The organism is Kocuria salsicia, from assembly GCF_007681555.1.
Classification (GTDB): domain Bacteria; phylum Actinomycetota; class Actinomycetes; order Actinomycetales; family Micrococcaceae; genus Kocuria; species Kocuria salsicia.
In genome coordinates this window covers 18,877-34,518 of sequence record NZ_VELE01000013.1, presented here as the reverse complement: position 1 = coordinate 34,518, position 15,642 = coordinate 18,877, and the positions used below count along the sequence as shown (strand labels likewise).

Annotated in this window: 13 protein-coding genes and 3 pseudogenes; 8 read left to right on the top strand and 8 right to left on the bottom strand. The window is 70.0% G+C overall.

Annotated elements, in window-relative coordinates; translation table 11 throughout:
- Positions 1–222: 222 nt before the first annotated feature.
- Positions 223–1,179 carry a helix-turn-helix transcriptional regulator gene (locus FS770_RS12835; RefSeq protein ID WP_145012471.1) on the bottom strand — a complete coding sequence of 319 codons (957 nt, stop codon included), beginning with the start codon at positions 1,177–1,179 and terminating at the stop codon, positions 223–225.
- Positions 1,180–1,273: 94 nt separating this feature from the next.
- On the opposite strand from FS770_RS12835, the gene FS770_RS12830 reads away from it, so the two are divergent.
- Positions 1,274–1,831: a mycothiol transferase gene (locus FS770_RS12830; RefSeq protein WP_145012469.1), complete on the top strand. Its 558-nt coding sequence runs from the start codon at positions 1,274–1,276 to the stop codon at positions 1,829–1,831.
- Between the two features lie 87 nt (positions 1,832–1,918).
- On the opposite strand, the pseudogene FS770_RS12825 reads toward FS770_RS12830, so the two are convergent.
- The 3 genes and pseudogenes from FS770_RS12825 to FS770_RS12815 all read right to left on the bottom strand — a co-directional run.
- Positions 1,919–2,909: pseudogene (locus tag FS770_RS12825) on the bottom strand (amidohydrolase family protein); the annotation flags it as partial.
- A gap of 178 nt (positions 2,910–3,087) precedes the next feature.
- Positions 3,088–4,218 carry a glycerate kinase gene (locus FS770_RS12820; RefSeq protein ID WP_145012466.1) on the bottom strand — a complete coding sequence of 377 codons (1,131 nt, stop codon included), beginning with the start codon at positions 4,216–4,218 and terminating at the stop codon, positions 3,088–3,090.
- 120 nt (positions 4,219–4,338) lie between these two features.
- On the bottom strand, positions 4,339–5,124 hold the full coding sequence (locus FS770_RS12815; protein WP_145012463.1) for a hydroxypyruvate isomerase family protein: 786 nt from the start codon (positions 5,122–5,124) through the stop codon (positions 4,339–4,341).
- A 285-nt stretch (positions 5,125–5,409) separates the two neighbouring features.
- Here FS770_RS12815 and FS770_RS12810 point away from each other — a divergent pair, with 285 nt between their 5' ends.
- Positions 5,410–5,799 carry a hypothetical protein gene (locus FS770_RS12810; protein ID WP_144943370.1) on the top strand — a complete coding sequence of 130 codons (390 nt, stop codon included), beginning with the start codon at positions 5,410–5,412 and terminating at the stop codon, positions 5,797–5,799.
- A 286-nt stretch (positions 5,800–6,085) separates the two neighbouring features.
- Positions 6,086–6,844 (top strand): aspartate/glutamate racemase family protein, encoded by a 759-nt coding sequence (locus tag FS770_RS12805; protein ID WP_144943369.1) that lies wholly within the window; start codon positions 6,086–6,088, stop codon positions 6,842–6,844.
- Positions 6,845–6,870: 26 nt separating this feature from the next.
- On the opposite strand, the gene FS770_RS12800 is transcribed toward FS770_RS12805, so the two are convergent.
- Entirely contained in the window at positions 6,871–7,308 is a 438-nt protein-coding gene (locus FS770_RS12800; RefSeq protein ID WP_144943368.1) for a DoxX family protein, read from the bottom strand.
- Positions 7,309–7,429: 121 nt separating this feature from the next.
- On the opposite strand from FS770_RS12800, the gene FS770_RS12795 reads away from it, so the two are divergent.
- Positions 7,430–8,476 (top strand): NAD(P)-dependent alcohol dehydrogenase, encoded by a 1,047-nt coding sequence (locus tag FS770_RS12795; RefSeq protein ID WP_144943367.1) that lies wholly within the window; start codon positions 7,430–7,432, stop codon positions 8,474–8,476.
- Between the two features lie 374 nt (positions 8,477–8,850).
- Here the strand turns inward: FS770_RS12795 and FS770_RS14160 are convergent.
- Together FS770_RS14160 and aceB are read right to left on the bottom strand one after the other, a co-directional pair.
- Positions 8,851–9,021, bottom strand: a pseudogene (locus FS770_RS14160) ((S)-ureidoglycine aminohydrolase); the annotation flags it as partial.
- Positions 9,022–9,119: 98 nt separating this feature from the next.
- A complete protein-coding gene (gene aceB, locus FS770_RS12785; protein ID WP_144943366.1) occupies positions 9,120–10,727 on the bottom strand; it encodes a malate synthase A in 1,608 nt (535 codons plus the stop codon).
- A 265-nt stretch (positions 10,728–10,992) separates the two neighbouring features.
- Here aceB and FS770_RS12780 point away from each other — a divergent pair, with 265 nt between their 5' ends.
- Positions 10,993–11,754, top strand: coding sequence for an IclR family transcriptional regulator (locus FS770_RS12780; RefSeq protein ID WP_414672749.1), 762 nt, complete (start codon positions 10,993–10,995; stop codon positions 11,752–11,754).
- Between the two features lie 103 nt (positions 11,755–11,857).
- Here the strand turns inward: FS770_RS12780 and FS770_RS12775 are convergent.
- Positions 11,858–12,151, bottom strand: a pseudogene (locus tag FS770_RS12775) (sugar phosphate nucleotidyltransferase); the annotation flags it as partial.
- Positions 12,152–12,157: 6 nt separating this feature from the next.
- Between FS770_RS12775 and FS770_RS12770 the strand changes: the two are divergent.
- The 3 genes from FS770_RS12770 to FS770_RS12760 are packed head-to-tail and all read left to right on the top strand — an operon-like array spanning position 12,158 to position 15,627.
- Positions 12,158–12,892 carry a glutamine amidotransferase gene (locus FS770_RS12770; protein ID WP_144943365.1) on the top strand — a complete coding sequence of 245 codons (735 nt, stop codon included), beginning with the start codon at positions 12,158–12,160 and terminating at the stop codon, positions 12,890–12,892.
- A 25-nt stretch (positions 12,893–12,917) separates the two neighbouring features.
- A complete protein-coding gene (locus FS770_RS12765) occupies positions 12,918–14,258 on the top strand; it encodes a CPBP family intramembrane glutamic endopeptidase (protein WP_145012461.1) in 1,341 nt (446 codons plus the stop codon).
- Positions 14,248–15,627, top strand: coding sequence for a M18 family aminopeptidase (locus FS770_RS12760; protein WP_145012458.1), 1,380 nt, complete (start codon positions 14,248–14,250; stop codon positions 15,625–15,627). The genes FS770_RS12765 and FS770_RS12760 overlap by 11 nt, the downstream gene beginning before the upstream one ends.
- Positions 15,628–15,642 lie beyond the last annotated feature (15 nt).

Here is a 15,642-nt window from a genome sequence, read left to right as displayed (position 1 = left end):
GGATTCTCGCTTCTCCCAGCATCGTGCTGGATTCCGCGTGTCCAAGATCAAGGGTCAAGCCCCCTTCCAGCCCTCACCCGAACCGTGGCGCGTCATGCTCGACCCGATGGGTCACCTCTTCTGCTTGAGCGCTGTCCGCCCGGACTGATGAGAAACTCAACCGGAGGGCCCCAAACCATCGACCTCACACCGCCCGCGGCGATCAGCCCCGGCCGGCACCCCCTAACTCGCCTCTCGCGCGTGGTCTGAGATGCGTGCCATGGCCTCCCGGAACGGATCCGCATCTGCCCCGTCCAGGACTGTCACAGGAGCTTTGAGGTCTCGGCTGACCCACAGGACGTGCCATGCGAGGTCGTCCCAATCGGGTGCGCCCACCAGGAAACGGCAGCCGCGAGCAGTGGGTTCCAGATGGCTCCGATAGGGGGCCGGTATCCGGACGGTGGCTTTCTCCACATCGACGCCCATCTCCACGCGGACACGGCACGGGTAGCGGCTGGCAAGATCACGGCGGAAGTCCAGCGGCGGCGCCTCACGAACCGCGAACTGCCAGGTCGTGGCGCGGAGGTTGGTCACCCGGTCCAGGCGGAACACCCGCCAGTCGTCCCGCACGCGGTCGAAACCCTGCAAATACCAGTGCTCCCCCTGGGTCATGAGTCGCACCGGCTCCACCTCCCGGGAGCTGACCTCCCCGGTGGGCTTGCGGTAGTCGAAACGCACCAACATGTGGTCACGCTGTGCCGTCGCCAGTTGCTGCAGCAGGTGGAGATCAACGGCAGGTCTGTTGCGCGGGAGAGCTCGAGTAGCCCCGTCGACGGCTGCGACGAGTGAGTGCAGTCGCGGAGGCAGAAGCTGGTCAAGCTTCGTCAGCGCGCGCAGAGCGGTTTCTCCCACGTCATCTGTGCCAGAGAGCGCGCCCATGCGGAGGCAGGCAACCAGGGCGACAGCCTCGTCGTCGTCGAGGAGCAGGGGAGGCAGGCGGCGCCCGGCACCCAAGCGGTATCCGCCGTCCAGCCCTGGCGCGGCTTCTACGGGATAGCCCAGCTGCCGCAATCTGGTGACGTCCCGGCGCACGGTGCGCTCCGTGACCTCGAGACGCGTCGCGAGCTCCCGCGCCTGCCACGTGGTGCGAGCCTCCAGCAGTCCGAGCAGACGCAGGACGCGCTGAGTGGTTTCCGCCATGCCTGCATTCTTCTCGACGCAGCGGACCGGAACTGTCCGCAACACCGGGTGTCATGGTCCCGACAGCACCCGCTGACCCTGAGAGGACATCACCGTGTACCTGCCCCAGATCGACGATGAACGCACCACTCTCTGCAACTACCTGGATGTTCAGCTCGATGCGATCCGCGCGAGTTCCTACGGACTCGACGACGCCCAGGCACGTCGCACGCCCCTGCGCGGCGCCTTGAGCATCAGCGGGATCACCAAGCACATCATCTTCTGCATGAAGCAGTCGCTCTCCGGGGCGGGACACCACGAGCACGACCAGCCGTTCGAGGCGTTCTTCGTGAGCTTCACACCGTCGGACGAAGAGGAGATCACAACGCTGCTGGAGACCTTCGATGCGGTCCGCGGCGAGTACATGGAGATGTGCCGTGACGGTGACCTCGACGCGGAGCTGCCCGTGGGTCCCATGCCCTGGGTGGGCATGAACGACGCTCGCCCGGCGAAGCTGCGGTACCTCTACGTGCACCACGTGGAGGAGATCGCCCGGCACGCGGGCCAAGCCGACGTCATCCGTGAGGAGATCGACGGCGCCCAGGCCGCTGAACTGCTCGCGGCGGTCGAAGGACGACCCGCGAATGACTTCGTGACCCCCTGGAAGGTCTGACAGCGCCGTCGTCCGGAACGCCCGGACCTGGACGACGGGCAGACGACGCCGTGCCCCGTCCCGCGAAGGCGGGGCACGGCGCCGTCGTCAGACCTGGCCGTGAGAGATCAGGCGGCCGGTGGGGGTCTCGTGGTCCACCTGGCGGCCACCCACGAAGGTCCTGCGGACCTTCCCGGAGAGCACCTTGCCCTGGTACGGGGTGACGGGGTTCTTGTGGTTCAGGCGCTGGGCGTCCACCACGTAGCTCTCGTCCGCGGCGAAGACGGCCATGTCCGCGTCATAGCCCAGGGACAGCTTGCCCTTGCCGCGCAGGCCCACGCGCTCGGCAGGGCGCGTGGACATCCACCGCACCACGCGCTCGAGCCCGACCCCGCGGCGTCGTGCCTCGGTCCAGATCAGGGACAGGCCCAGCTGCAGCGACGAGACGCCGCCCCACGCGACCCCAAAGTCCCCGTTGCCCAGGTCCTTGAGGTCCAGCGTGGAGGGGGAGTGGTCCGAGACGATGTAGTCGATGGTGCCGTCGATCAGCCCCTCCCACAGCTTCTCCCGGTTGGAGACCTCGCGCACCGGTGGGCAGCACTTGAACGCGGTGGCGCCGTCCGGGATCTCCTCGGAGAGCAGCGTGAGGTAGTGCGGGCAGGTCTCCACGGTGATGTCCAGGCCGTCGTTCTTGGCGGAGCGGATCATGGGGATCGCGTCCGAGGAGGACAGGTGCAGGATGTGCGAGCGGGCCCCGGTCCAGCGGGTGCGCTCGACGTTCTCCGCGAGCGCCTCCGCCATCTCGTCCGCCTCCAGGTGGGGGAACTCCTCCACCCCCGGAGTGCAGCAGGAAGCACTTGAAGCCGGACACGCCGTCATCGTGCGGGGGCGCAGGTCCTTCCTTGTTGCCGGGGACGGCGCCGCCCCGGAAGCCGATGTCCACGAACGCGTTCTGCGCCGTGAACAGCCGCTCGTACTCCAGGGCGGGCACGTTCACGGTGGCGGTCACGGAGTTCAGGGGCATGCGCCTGGTCCGCCGTGGCCCGCACCCGCTTCTTTGCGCGCTCCTCGTCGACCTCGGGGTCTGCGGCCGCCCCGGGCTGGGGGGGTCTTGTCCCGGGTGGACTCCGGGGTCTTCTTTTGAGGTGAACCGTGCTGCGGGGAGGCATTCGTGGAAGGGGTGCCCTTCCGCTGGCGCGTTCCGGCGCTCGTGGCCGGGCGGTGCGGTGCGTGAGGGGCGGCTCGTCCTCGAGTGCCCGTGGAAGTGGAAGGCTCCGTCACTGCGAGGCGATGCGGCGACCGACCTCACGGAGCAGGCGAGGTGCCCCTCGCATCGACGTTTCTGGGTCCGCTGCAAGCGCGCGCAGTTCGTGGACGGCGGCGAACCCCGCCTCGCGAAGTGTCGCGGCATCCAGGGTGGTGCGTCCGCACACGGCCACCACGGGCACGCCGTGGCGCCGCCCCACGTGCAGCACGCCCAGCGGCGTCTTCCCGCCGAGACTCTGCTCGTCCAGGCTGCCCTCGCCGGTGAGCAGCAGGTCCGCATCGGCCACTGCGGCATCGAGCGCCACAAGGTCGAGCACGACGTCGATCCCCGGCCTGCGCCGCGCCCCCAGCACCGCGAGTGCCGCGTATCCGACGCCGCCCGCGGCCCCCGCGCCGGGGGCGTCCGCGGCCTGGCGGGCCGGTTCGCCGAGCGCGTCCGCGAGGCGGTCGCGGAACACGGCCAGGGCGGCGTCGAGGTCCAGGACGTCCTGTTCGGAGGCGCCCTTCTGCGGGCCGAAGACCGTGGCGGCACCGCGCAGGCCGAGCAGAGGATTGTCGACGTCCGCGGCAAGCACGAACTCGACGTCCCGGATGCGTGGGTGCAGCTGTGCGGCGTCCACGTGACGCAACTCCGCGAGCGCCGCGCCGCCAGGGGGCAGGTCGCGGCCGTCCAGGTCCAGCAGGCGCAGCCCCAGCGCGGCGAGCATCCCCGCGCCGCCGTCAGTGGTCGCGCTGCCGCCCACGCCGAGCAGCACGCGGGTGCAGCCGGCATCGAGCGCGGCGGCCACGAGCTCGCCCGTGCCGCGGCTCGTGGCGGTGCGGGGTGCGAGCACGGGGCGGCCGTCCTGGATGGGGAGGACAGCGAGGCCCGAGGCCAAGGACATCTCCACCACGGCCTCGTCCCCGCGTCGACCCCACGCGGCGGGGACGGGACTTCCCGCGGGTCCGGTGACGGTGAGGTCGTGGCGCTCGAAGCCCGCGTCCAGGGCGGCGTCGAGCGTCCCCTCCCCGCCGTCGGCGACCGGCAGAACCTCCACGACGGCGTCCGGGCGCACCTCGGCAATGCCCGCCGCAAGCTCGGCCGCCGCCTCGTGGGCGGTCACCGACCCCTTGAACTTGTCCGGTGCCACGACGACGCGCACGGTCTCCTCCTTCTGCGGATGTCCGGTTCCAGGACCATTCCAGCACGACGCCGCCCGCTCGGGGCCCGGCTGCGCGGTGCGCAGCTGTGCGGCGTCGGTTTGCCGAACAGGCGTGCGGCCTCACGCGCGCCGGTCGCGGGGGAGCCACGCGAAGGGGTCGTCCTGGGAGGGGACGTACTCCAGCGCCACCGGTCCGTGGTAGCCGCGCTCGTGGGCCCGGGCCACCCACCGGAGCAGCGGCAGATCGCCCGTGCCCGGCTCGTGGCGGCCGGGCGCATCCGCGAGCTGGATGTGCCCGAACTCCGCGGCGTGCCGTTCGATCAGGGCCTCGACGTCCTCCCCGTTGACCGCCAGGTGGTAGAAGTCCGCAAGCAGCTTCACGTTCGGGCAGTCCACGCGGTCGAGCACGGCCATGACGTCCGCGGCGGTGCGCAGAGGATACGTCGAGGCGCCGGAGAGCGGTTCCACCAGGACCGTCCCGCCGAAGACCGCCACCGCGTCCGCGGCGTACCGGAGGTTCTCGACGGCGGCGTCGTCCTGGTCGGCCACGGGCACGTCCGGCAGGCGGTTGCCGTGGAGGGCGTTGAAGGCCCGGCAGCCCGTGGCCTGGGCCACGCGTACCAGGGAGTCCACGCCTCGCCGGAACTCATCCGTGCGCGTGGGGTGGGAGAGGACTCCCCGCTCACCGGCAGGCATGTCCCCGGCAAAGAAGTTCAGGCCCGTGAGCTGGACGTTCGCGTCCTCCAGCGACCGGGCGAAGTCCTCGATCTCCCTCTCGGACGGGGTGGTGGCGGGGAACGGCCACCAGAACTCGACCGCGGAGAAGCCTGCGCGCGCCACGGCGGCGGGGCGCTCCAGCACGGGCAGGTCGGTCAGCATGATCGAGGCGTTCACGGTGTACCGCACGGTGGGCCCTCTCCGGGGCGGTGGCGCGGCCGCCCGTTTTTCGCTTTGATTCCATGATATGGAATTTGAGTTCTGATGAATGAAAAATTATCGACCGATGTGATGCGCGTCAACCCTTGGTGTGGGATTTGAGAGCTGGACGGGGCGACGTCCTCTCACGGTTTCCTCCAGGACTTCCCCCGCACCACGGAGCAGGCGGCCGGTCGCCCCGAGCCCGGGCGCCCGCACGCACCGCCCGACGTCGCCCACGAGCCGCGCTCGGGCACGAGCGAGAGGGTCTACAACGTGGACCTCGCACCCACCAGCCGTTACGGGCGCACATGGAGCGCGCAGAGCATCTTCACCATGAGGGGCAACGACCTGCACTCCCCGGGCAACTACGGCTTTGCCATCGGCCTCTTCGCCCTCGGACTCGGTGCGTGGCAGGTGCTCGCGGTCCTGGGTGCGGGCGCGCTGCTGGCGCTCGCGTCCCTGGCGCTGCTGATCCTGCCGCGGAACCTCTACACCTCGCCCGTGGTGCTCATTTACTTCCTGGGTGGGTTGAGTGCCGCTGCTCGGGTCGCTCTCCGGGATCAGCATGGTGGACTACCGGCTGATCCGCCGCTCCAGCGTGAACGTGCCCCGGGGCCTCCACGGACACCCACCACGGCGAGTACGTCTACCGCGGCGGCGTGACCCCCGGGCAATCGGGGCGTTCATCCCCGCAGCACCGGTCTCTCTGGCGCTCGCCCTGCTGCCCGTCTTCAGGCCACCAGCGCGTTCTCGTGGTTCATCGGGGCCGGCCTGGGCGCCCTGGGCTACCTCGTCACCGCCGAGCGCGAGCTCGAGTACACCGACCAGCACGGTGAGGCCACCGTGGCCGCCACTTCGCACCGACCCTGCGTCTCGCACGAGATCGCGGCCGACGACGCCGCCGCGGGCTGCCTCCCGCTCGCCCCGCAGGGTGGAGCCCGGCGTCGTCGTGCCACCCGATCCCCGGCCACCCGAAGGACCCACCAGGCGCATCCTGACCGTCAACGTGAACGCCACACCGTCCGTGACCGAGTCCATTGCGGAGGCCCCGCGCGCCGTGGCCGAGCCCGGCGTGGAGATCGTGGGGCTCACGCCCACATTCGGCGCGCCGTCGTGCGAAGGGAACGTGCAGTCCTACCTGGCCGCGGTGGGAGTGATGGACGCGGTGCTGACCTGTGACCAACCCTTCAACCCCGTGATCCAGGCCAGGTTCGGCGAGCACCGGCGGGAAGGTCTGCAGGAGCTTCTCGACCAGCCCGTCGTGGACATCCCGAGGCGGCCGCTTACATCGCCACCTTCGTGGGGCGCAGCGACACCGGGAGTGAGCACCCTGGGCCGCACCGTGCCGCTGATCGAGGACCGGTTGCGGCTGGCCGGGCTGATGGAGCGCTGCGCGTCCGTGCGGGCGTCGAGCACCTCCGCGCCGGACCTGGAGCGGGATGAGAACGCGGCGGTCGAGACGATCGTGGCTGAGGCGCAGCGGGCCGTCGAACAGGACCGCGCCGAGGTGGCTGTCCTTGGCTGCGGCGGGATGGCCGCCCTTGAGGGCGCCGTGCACCAGCGGTGCGGCGTGCCCGTGGTGGATGGCGTGGCTGCCGCGGTCAGCGTGGCGCAGTCGCTCGTGCGGCTGCGGCTGAGGACCTCCAAGGTCCGCGCGTACACGAGCCCTCTGCCGAAGGACCTCAAGGGTTTCCGGTTCGGGCGGTGAGGCCGGCTCGCGTCCCGGGCTTCCGACTACTTGCGGGGGAAGCCTCCGGCCAACAGGGCTGCCGCGATCAGGGCCGGCTGCCCAAACAGGCGGGCCAGTCGCCTGCCATCGGTGTCCAGGCCGAAGGCATCGTGCCGTTCGGCGTACTGGCTGATGTTGCCGGGGAAGATCGCGGCGTAGAACGCGGCCAGCCCGGCGCCCACGGCGGCGCGCCGCTTCGGCAGTGCGAACAGTGCCGCACCGAACGCAATCTCCATCACCCCGGAGGCGAGCACCACCGTGTCTTTGTCCACAGGGAACCAGTCGGGAACCTGTGCCCGGAAGTCCTCGCGGGCAAAGGTCAGGTGGGAGATCCCCGCGGTGGACATGAACGCCCCGAGCCCCAGGCGGGCGACGTTCTGCGCAGTGGTGGGCTTGGGAGCGGGCGCGCTCAGTGACTGCAGTGCGTTGACAATGCGGGACATGGGATCTCCTGGAAGTCGCGTCGGGTACTTATACTTATCAGTAACAAACCCACCGGGCCCGTGAGTATTCCTCGGTGCTCCAGTGTGACACCGGAGCACCGAGGGACTACAGTCACCCGCCATGACTACCAACGTTGCTGCCTATCAGGCCGTTGCCTCCGGTGCCCCGCTCGAGAAGGGGACCGTCGAGCGGCGGGACCTGCGCCCGGACGACATCCGCATCGAGATCGAGTTCGCCGGGATCTGCCACTCGGACATCCACACCGTGCGCGAGGAGTGGGGGCCCATCGAGTTCCCCATGGTTCCGGGACACGAGATCATCGGCCGCGTCACCGAGGTCGGTTCCGAGGTGCGGAAGTTCACCGTGGGGGAGCGCGCCGGAGTGGGCTGCCTGGTGGACTCGTGCCGCGAGTGCGAGTGGTGCCTGAAGGGCGAGGAGAACAACTGCCCCCAGGCCGTGGGCACCTACAACGGCAAGGACCGTTTCGACGGCCGCCCCACCGACGGCGGGTACTCCACCGAGATCATCGTCTCCGAGGCGTTCGCCCTCCACATCCCCGAGAGCCTCGACCCGGCGGCCACCACGCCGCTGCTGTGCGCGGGCATCACCACCTACTCCCCGTTGCGCACCTGGGGCGTGACCGAGGGCTCCAAGGTGGCTGTGGTGGGCATGGGCGGGCTGGGCCACGTGGCCGTGAAGCTCGCCGCCGCCATGGGGGCCGAGGTCACCGTGATCAGCCAGACCCGCTCCAAGGAGGAGGACGGCCGGCGATTCGGCGCCACGAACTGGATCGCCCGCAAGGAGGACCCGGAGGCCCTGAAGGAGCACAAGGGCGAGTTCGACGTCATCATCAACACCGTGTCCGCGCACATCGACGTGCAGGAGTTCATGGCCACCCTGCGCCCCCACGGCGCCATGGTGCTGCTGGGTCTGCCCACCGAGGCCCTGGAGGTCAGTGCGGGTTCGCTCATCGGCGGTCGCAAGTCCCTCACGGGCTCCAACATCGGCGGCATCCGCGAGACCCAGGAGATGCTGGACTTCTGTGCCGAACACGGCGTCACCGCGGAGATCGAGCTCATCAAGGCGGACGAGATCAACGACGCCTACGACCGCGTGGTCGGCTCGGACGTCCGCTACCGCTTCGTGATCGACGCCAAGACGATCTGAGGTTCCGAACTGCGACGACGGCGCTCCAGGCCATGACGGCCCGGGGCGCCGTCCTCGTCTGGCCAGGGAATCAGGGATCGCCAGAGACACCTCGCGCTCGGAACACGTGAGCGCCACGAGGGCGGCCTCAAGCCTCCGGGTGATTCTTGGAAACGGGTCCGCGCGGGGAACCTGCCCGTCCTGCCGCAGAGGCTCTCCTCGCAGCCAGCCGAATCCCGCCGTACGCCACGACGGCGGCGATGCGAAAGGCCACGCCGGCTGGGGTACCGGCAATTTTTCGTGGGGGCGTCATCGTTTCTCCTCACGCGGCAAGCCGCGTCGTGGTGCGCCTCAAACGCAGGCAGCAAGATGCCTCGCGCACCATGGCCGTGCGACCACATGAAATCGCTCTCCTGGACCTCACACCAGTCCTCGTGGAGCCGGTACACGGCCTGGCCCTCGAGGATGTGGGGCCCGGGCTCCATCACGTGGGTCTCCGCGAAGGGGATGACCCCGCCGGGGAGGAACGTCACGATGGTCAGGTGCATGTCGTGGCGCAGGTCCGCGCGGGGCATAGAGCCCTCGGAGAGAACGGGGGCGTCCCCCGCCGCGCCGCGCGGGGCGGTCGTGGCGGGGGACGCGTGAGCGGCGTGGGCCGGTTGGGTCACTTGCTGCCTTCCAAGAGGTCATACGCGGACAGCGTGAGGAAGTTCGGGTAGTCCTCCCTGAGCACCATGTCCGAGATGAGCCGCCCGGCGGGCACGAACCACTTCTCGTAGTTCTCCTGGTCGATCTCACCGCGCAGCACCTCGAGCTGAGTGTCCAGTGCGTCGGAGACGAGCTCGCGCGTGGCGGTGTTGCCGGTGTCCGTGTAGACCACGCCGTTCTTGATCTGCTGCCAGATCTGCGAGCGGGAGATCTCCGCGGTGGCGGCGTCCTCCATGAGGTTGTGGATGGCCACCGCGCCGCTGCCGGACAGCCACACCGCCACGTAGCGGATGGCCACGTACAGGTTGGCGTTGAGCTCCTTCTCTGTGCGCTGGTCCCCCGCAGAGGGCACGTCCAGCAGCATCTCGGCGGTCACGTCCACGTCGGGGCGCTGGTGGTCCACCTGGTTGGGCTTCTCGCCGAGCACGCCGTCGAAGACCTCCTGGCACACGGGCACCAGGTCCGGGTGGGCCACCCACGAACCGTCGAAGCCGTCCCCGGCCTCGCGGGTCTTGTCGTTGCGGACCTTCTCGAACGCGGCCTTGTTGATCTCCTCGTCCTTGCGGGAGGGGATGAACGCGGCCATGCCGCCCATCGCGAAGGCGCCGCGCTTGTGGCACGTCTGCACCAGCAGGTCCGTGTACGCGCGCATCAGGGGAGCGGTCATCGTCACGGCTGAGCGGTCCGCCAGGATGAACTTCTCGCCGGCGTCACGGAAGTACTTGATGATCGAGAACAGGTAGTCCCAGCGCCCGGCATTGAGCCCGGAGGCGTGGTCCCGCAACTCGTAGAGGATCTCGTCCATCTGGAACGCGGCGGGAATGGTCTCGATCAGCACGGTGGCGCGCACGGTGCCGTGCTCGATGCCCAGGTACTCCTCCGCGAACGTGAACACGTCGTTCCACAGCCGCGCCTCCAGGTAGGACTCCATCTTGGGCAGGTAGTAGTAGGGCCCCTGACCGTTCTCGATCAGCTGCTTGGCCGTGTGGAAGAAGTGCAGCCCGAAGTCTGTGAGAGAACCGGAGCCGGTCTTGCCATCCACCGTGATGTTGTACTCGGGCAGGTGCCAACCGCGCGGTCGCATGACCACCACGGCCAAAGGCACGTCCTCGCGGAGCTTGTACTCCTTGCCCTCCGGGGAGGTGAAACCCAGGGTTCCGCGGGCGGCGTCGCGCAGGTTGGCGATCGCGTCCACCTGGTTGGCCCAGCTGGGGGAGGCGGCGTCCTCGAGGTCCGCGAGCCACACCTTGGCGCCGGAGTTCAGGGCGTTGATCGCCATCTTCGCGGGCGATGCCGGTCCGGTCATCTCCACGCGCCGGTCCTGCAGGGCGGCGGGTGCCGGCGCGACCTTCCAGTCGCCCTCGCGGACCTCACTGGTCTCGGGGAGGAAGTTCATGGTCCCGGTCTCGGCGGCCTGGCGGCGCACGGTCTCGCGCTTGCCGAGCAGCTCCTCGCGGCGGTCCCCGAACTTCTGGTGCAGGGCCTCGACGAACGCGAGGGCCTCGTCCGAGAGGATCTGGTCCGCGGCGGCCACGTTCTCGGGCGTCGTGTGGGTGATGCTCATGGGTTGCCTCCTGGATGTCGGTGCAGTCGGTCGTGCCAGGGCAGCGGGCGCTGCGCCATTAAAAATCCGCATGGTGGAAAAATAATTCCACTAACGGCATCGTAGGCGTAGAATGTGACGCATGACAACCGCCAATTGAGTCCTGGCTCACACAGTGCGGTCGGTTCTTGAGGGCATCTCCCGGGGGCGTCGCGGCACCCCTGCGAGCCGGTGACCCGGCCGACCCGGCGGTCAGCCCAACTCAGCAAGCAGAGGGAGCACACGCATGGTGGACGGCAGGAGCGCGGGCGGGGTCCGGTCCGTGGAGCGGGTCTTCGACCTGCTCAGCATCATCACCGCCTCCGGCGGAGAGTCCTCGCTCAGCGAGCTCGCCTCCCGGGCCGAACTGCCGCTGCCCACCATCCACCGACTGCTGCGCACGCTCATCCCGTTGGGCTACGTGCGCCAGCTTCCCAACCGCAGCTACGCGCTCGGCCCGGGGCTCATCCGGCTGGGCAACGCGGCCGGGCTGCAGCTCGGCACCTACGCGCAGCCCGTGCTGCAGGGGCTCGTGGACGAGCTGGGGGAGTCCGCGAACATGGCGATGCTGGACGGGCAGATGGTCATCTACGTGGGTCAGGCACAGTCCTCCCACTCCATGCGGATGTTCACGGAGGTGGGCCGCCGGGCCCACATGCACGACACCGGGGTGGGCAAGGCGATCCTGGCAGCCCTGCCGGAGCAGCAGGTTCTGAGCATCGTGACGTCCATGGGCATGCCCACCCCCACCGTGAAGAGCCACGGCACCGTGGAGTCCCTGCTCGCGGACCTCGAGGTGATCCGGGAGCGCGGCTACGCCGTGGACGACGAGGAGCAGGAGATCGGCGTGCGCTGCTTCTCCATGGTCCTGCCCAACGCCCCCACGCCCACGGCCATCTCGGTCTCGGGTCCCACCACGCGGGTGGACTGGGGGTTCGGCGAGCGTGCCGTTCCCCTCCTGCGCGACGCCGCCCAGCGGCTCTCGGCGCAGTTCGCCTCCGCGCGCTGAGCGCCCCACGGGACGCGGTGGTGCCGCCGTCGTGACCGCGCACGTGCGCGCGGTGAGGTGTCAGCGGCGAGGGAGTGCAGGCAAAATCGACGGCGCGGTAGCCGCCGATGTGCTCCGTGCCCAGGAGCAACGCCCGCGCGAGACCGTCCGGACGCGGATGCTGCGCGTACGTGGTCCACATGCCGAACCGTGGCCCGTCCTCGAGCCGCTCGGCGTCGTGCGGGGTGGTGATCACCAGGATCTCCCGCACCCCGGCCAGCAGCAGCGTGGACAGCGGGTGATAGACCATCGGCGTGTCGTAGAAGGGGGCCAGCTGCTTGCCCGCACCCTCGGTCACGGGGTGCAGGCGGGTGCCCGGGTGGCGTCGTCCCCGGCGCTGCCGCGCGGTGGCTAGCATGAGGGCATGAAACCCTTCGTGCTCCTGGCCACGCGCGCCGACGACACCATTGCGGACGAGGAATACCGTGCCGTGGCCCGCTTCGGGGGGCTCGAGGAATCCCAGCTCACCCGCATCCGGCTGGAGTCCGGGCAGTGGCCCGCGCTGGACCTGGACGAGTACAGCGGGATCATCGTGGGCGGCTCGCCGTTCAACTCGTCGGACCCGCCGGAGGAGAAGTCCAAGGCGCAGCGCACCGCGGAGACCTGGATCAGCTCCCTGCTGGACGAGGTGGTGGCCCGCGACTTCCCCTTCCTCGGAGCGTGCTACGGCGTGGGAACCCTCGGCATCCACCAGGGCGCCATCGTGGACCACGCGTGCCACGAGGACGTAGGACCCGTCACCGTGACCCTCACCGAGGAGGGGAAGAAGGACCCGCTGCTCGCCGGGCTGCCGCACGAGTTCAGCGCGTACGTGGGCCACAAGGAGGGCACACGGGTGATGCCGTCCAATGCTGTGCTGCTCGCCACGGGCTCCGTGTGCAGGGTGCAGATGTACCGGATCAGGAACAACCTCTACGCCACGCAGTTCCACCCGGAGCTGGACCCCGAGGGACTCGTCAGCCGCATCATGGCGTACAAGGACCTTGGCTACTTCCGTCCCCAGGACACCCAGGCCGTGATCGATCGCGTGGTCAACGGACCCGTGGTGAACCAGGCGCCCCGGATCCTGCGCGCCTTCGTGGAGCGCTACCAGCGCTGACCCGCAGACCCGTTACCGTGGACGCATGAGTCAGCCGAGTGCCCCGTGGTCCCGCCCGACACCCCCGCAGCAGGGTGAGCAGCCCCGCCGCAGGGACCCCGGCGTGCGAGTTCCCGGCGTGCAGAACCCGGGCGTGCAAGGCCTGGCGCGGCCGTCCGACGGCCGCCACGTCCCCGGCCCGGTCTCAGCCCCTGGTCCCATCAGCGCGGGCACCACCCGCACGTTCTTCTACCACCGGCTCGCGCTCGCGGACCGCAACCACCGCTGGTGGATGCCCCTCGTGGAGGGTGTCATAGGGGTGGGCATCTACCTGGTGCTGAGCATCCTGTTCGGGATCGTCATCGCGTTCACCCTCCCGGAATCCCTGTCCGAGGACATCCTGGCGATGGACCAGATGGACCCGGCAGTGTTCCTGCTGCTCTTCGGCTCCGTGGCGCTGATGCTGCCCAGCGTGCTGCTGGCACGCCTGGTGCTCGGCCCCCGCCCGCTGGGCCTGGTCTTCTCCGTGGCCGGACGCATCCGCTGGAGGTGGCTGCTCACGTGCCTCGGGGCCGCGGCGGCCGTGTACGTGGTGGTCAACGCCGTGGGGATCGGTCTGGACATGACCACCGGCGGCGGCGTCCCGCAGCTCGAACTGGCACCGGGCTTCGGGTGGCTCGTGGTGCTGTGGCTCGTGGTGGTGCCCCTGCAGTGCACCGCCGAGGAGCTGGTCTTCCGCGGCTACCTGGCGCAGACCATCGGCCGCTGGCTCAAGCACCCGGCCTGGGCCATCCTCCTTCCGGTGCCGCTGTTCGTGCTCGGCCACACCTACGACGTGTGGGGTCAGGTCTCCGTGGGCATCATGGCCGTGACCATGGGCGTCGTCACGTGGCGCACGGGCGGCCTGGAGGCCGGGATCGCACTGCACACGGTGAACAACATGGTGGCCACCGCCATGGGCATGGTCGGTCTTGCGGACATGAACGAGACCTCCGGCAGCCCCTCGGACGTGGTCTTCGAGGTCATCCTCAACGGCGCGTACCTGGCGATCGTGTCCTGGCTCGTGCGCCGTCGCCCGGCGCTGGCCGTGACGCGCACCGTGATCCTCCCTCCGCCGCCGGCACCGCCGCGCATGCCCGACCTGCACGCCCGCCCCGCGGCGATCGCCGCGGACTCCTCGGGCATGGCCGCCTACGTGCTCAACCCCATCACCCAGACCTACATGACGCTGCCGCCGCAGTACGGCCCCTACTCGGTCCGCGACGCCGAGGGGCGCTACGTGGGCGTGCTGGACACGCGCACCTCGCAGGGGCAGCCGCAGCTGGCGCCCCCGGCGGACCGGGGCCGCCCGGAGAGCCCCTCCTACACTGGGGTCCATGACGAATAGATCGCCCGTGAGCTCCCCGTCCGCCGCCGACGCCGCGACGGGCTCCGCCCCGGAGACCGCCTTCGCGCGTGGTCTGGGGGAGTACGTCACAGCCTCGCCCAGCCCGTTCCACGCCGTCGCCACGGCCGCCGCCGCGCTGGAGGGCGCCGGGTTCACGCGCCTCTCGGAGGCCGAGGCCTGGCCGGAAGGCTCGGGGGGCCGCTACTACGCGGTGCGCGATGGCGCCCTGATCGCCTGGGTGCTGCCGTCCCGTGCCGCGGCCGGCGCGGGCTACCGCGTGCTGGGCGCCCACACCGACTCGCCGGGCTTCAAGCTCAAGCCCCGCCCCACCACCGTCTCCCACCGCTGGTACCAGGCCGGGGTGGAGGTCTACGGCGGCGCGCTGCTGAACTCCTGGCTGGACCGGGACCTGCGCTTTGCCGGGCGTCTCGTGGTACGAGGGGAGAACGGGCCCCGCGAGGTGCTGAGCGCCACCGGGCCCGTTGCCCGGATCCCGCAGCTGGCCATCCATCTGGACCGCAGCGCCAACGAGGCCCTCACCCTCGACAAGCAGCGCCACACCCAGCCCGTGTGGGGCGTGGGGGACGCGCAGGACGCGGACGTCCTGGCGGTGCTCGCGCAGGCCACGCACGCGTCGTCGTCGGCCGGTGACCAGGCGTTTGGGACTGTGGCGCCCGAGGACATTCTGGGCTACGACATCACCGTGGCGGACACCCAGGCTCCCGAGCTCATCGGAGCGCAGTCCAACCTGCTCGCGAGCGGGCGGCTCGACAACCTGACCTCGGTGTACGCGGGACTGCGTGCCATGACCGAGCACGTGGAGGAGCTCGAGGCCGCCCCGCACGTGAGCATCCTGGCAGCGTTCGACCACGAGGAGGTGGGCTCCGAGACCCGTTCGGGCGCGGGCGGACCGTTCCTCGAGGACGTCCTGGAACGCATCGCGGCCGCCCGCGGGCAGTCGCGGGAGGAGCACCTGCGGGAGATCGCGGGCTCCGTGTGCCTCTCCTCGGACGCCGGGCACCTGGTGCACCCCAACTACGAAGGCCACCACGATCCAGTCAACACGCCTGAACCTGGTCGCGGGCCCCTGCTGAAGATCAATGCGAAGCAGCGCTACACCACGGACGCCGTGGGTGCCGCGCTGTGGGCCGGGATCTGCGAGGACGCCGGGATCGACTACCAGGAGTTCGTGGCGAACAACGACATCCCGTGCGGTTCGACCATCGGACCCATCACGGCCACCCGGCTGGGGATGCGCACGCTGGACGTGGGCGTGGGGCTGCTGTCGATGCACTCGGCTCGCGAGCTCGTCCACACCGGGGACCTGTTGGCGCTGAACGTGGCGGTTGCGAGCTTCTGGCGGGGCTGAGCCGGTCACGGGAGG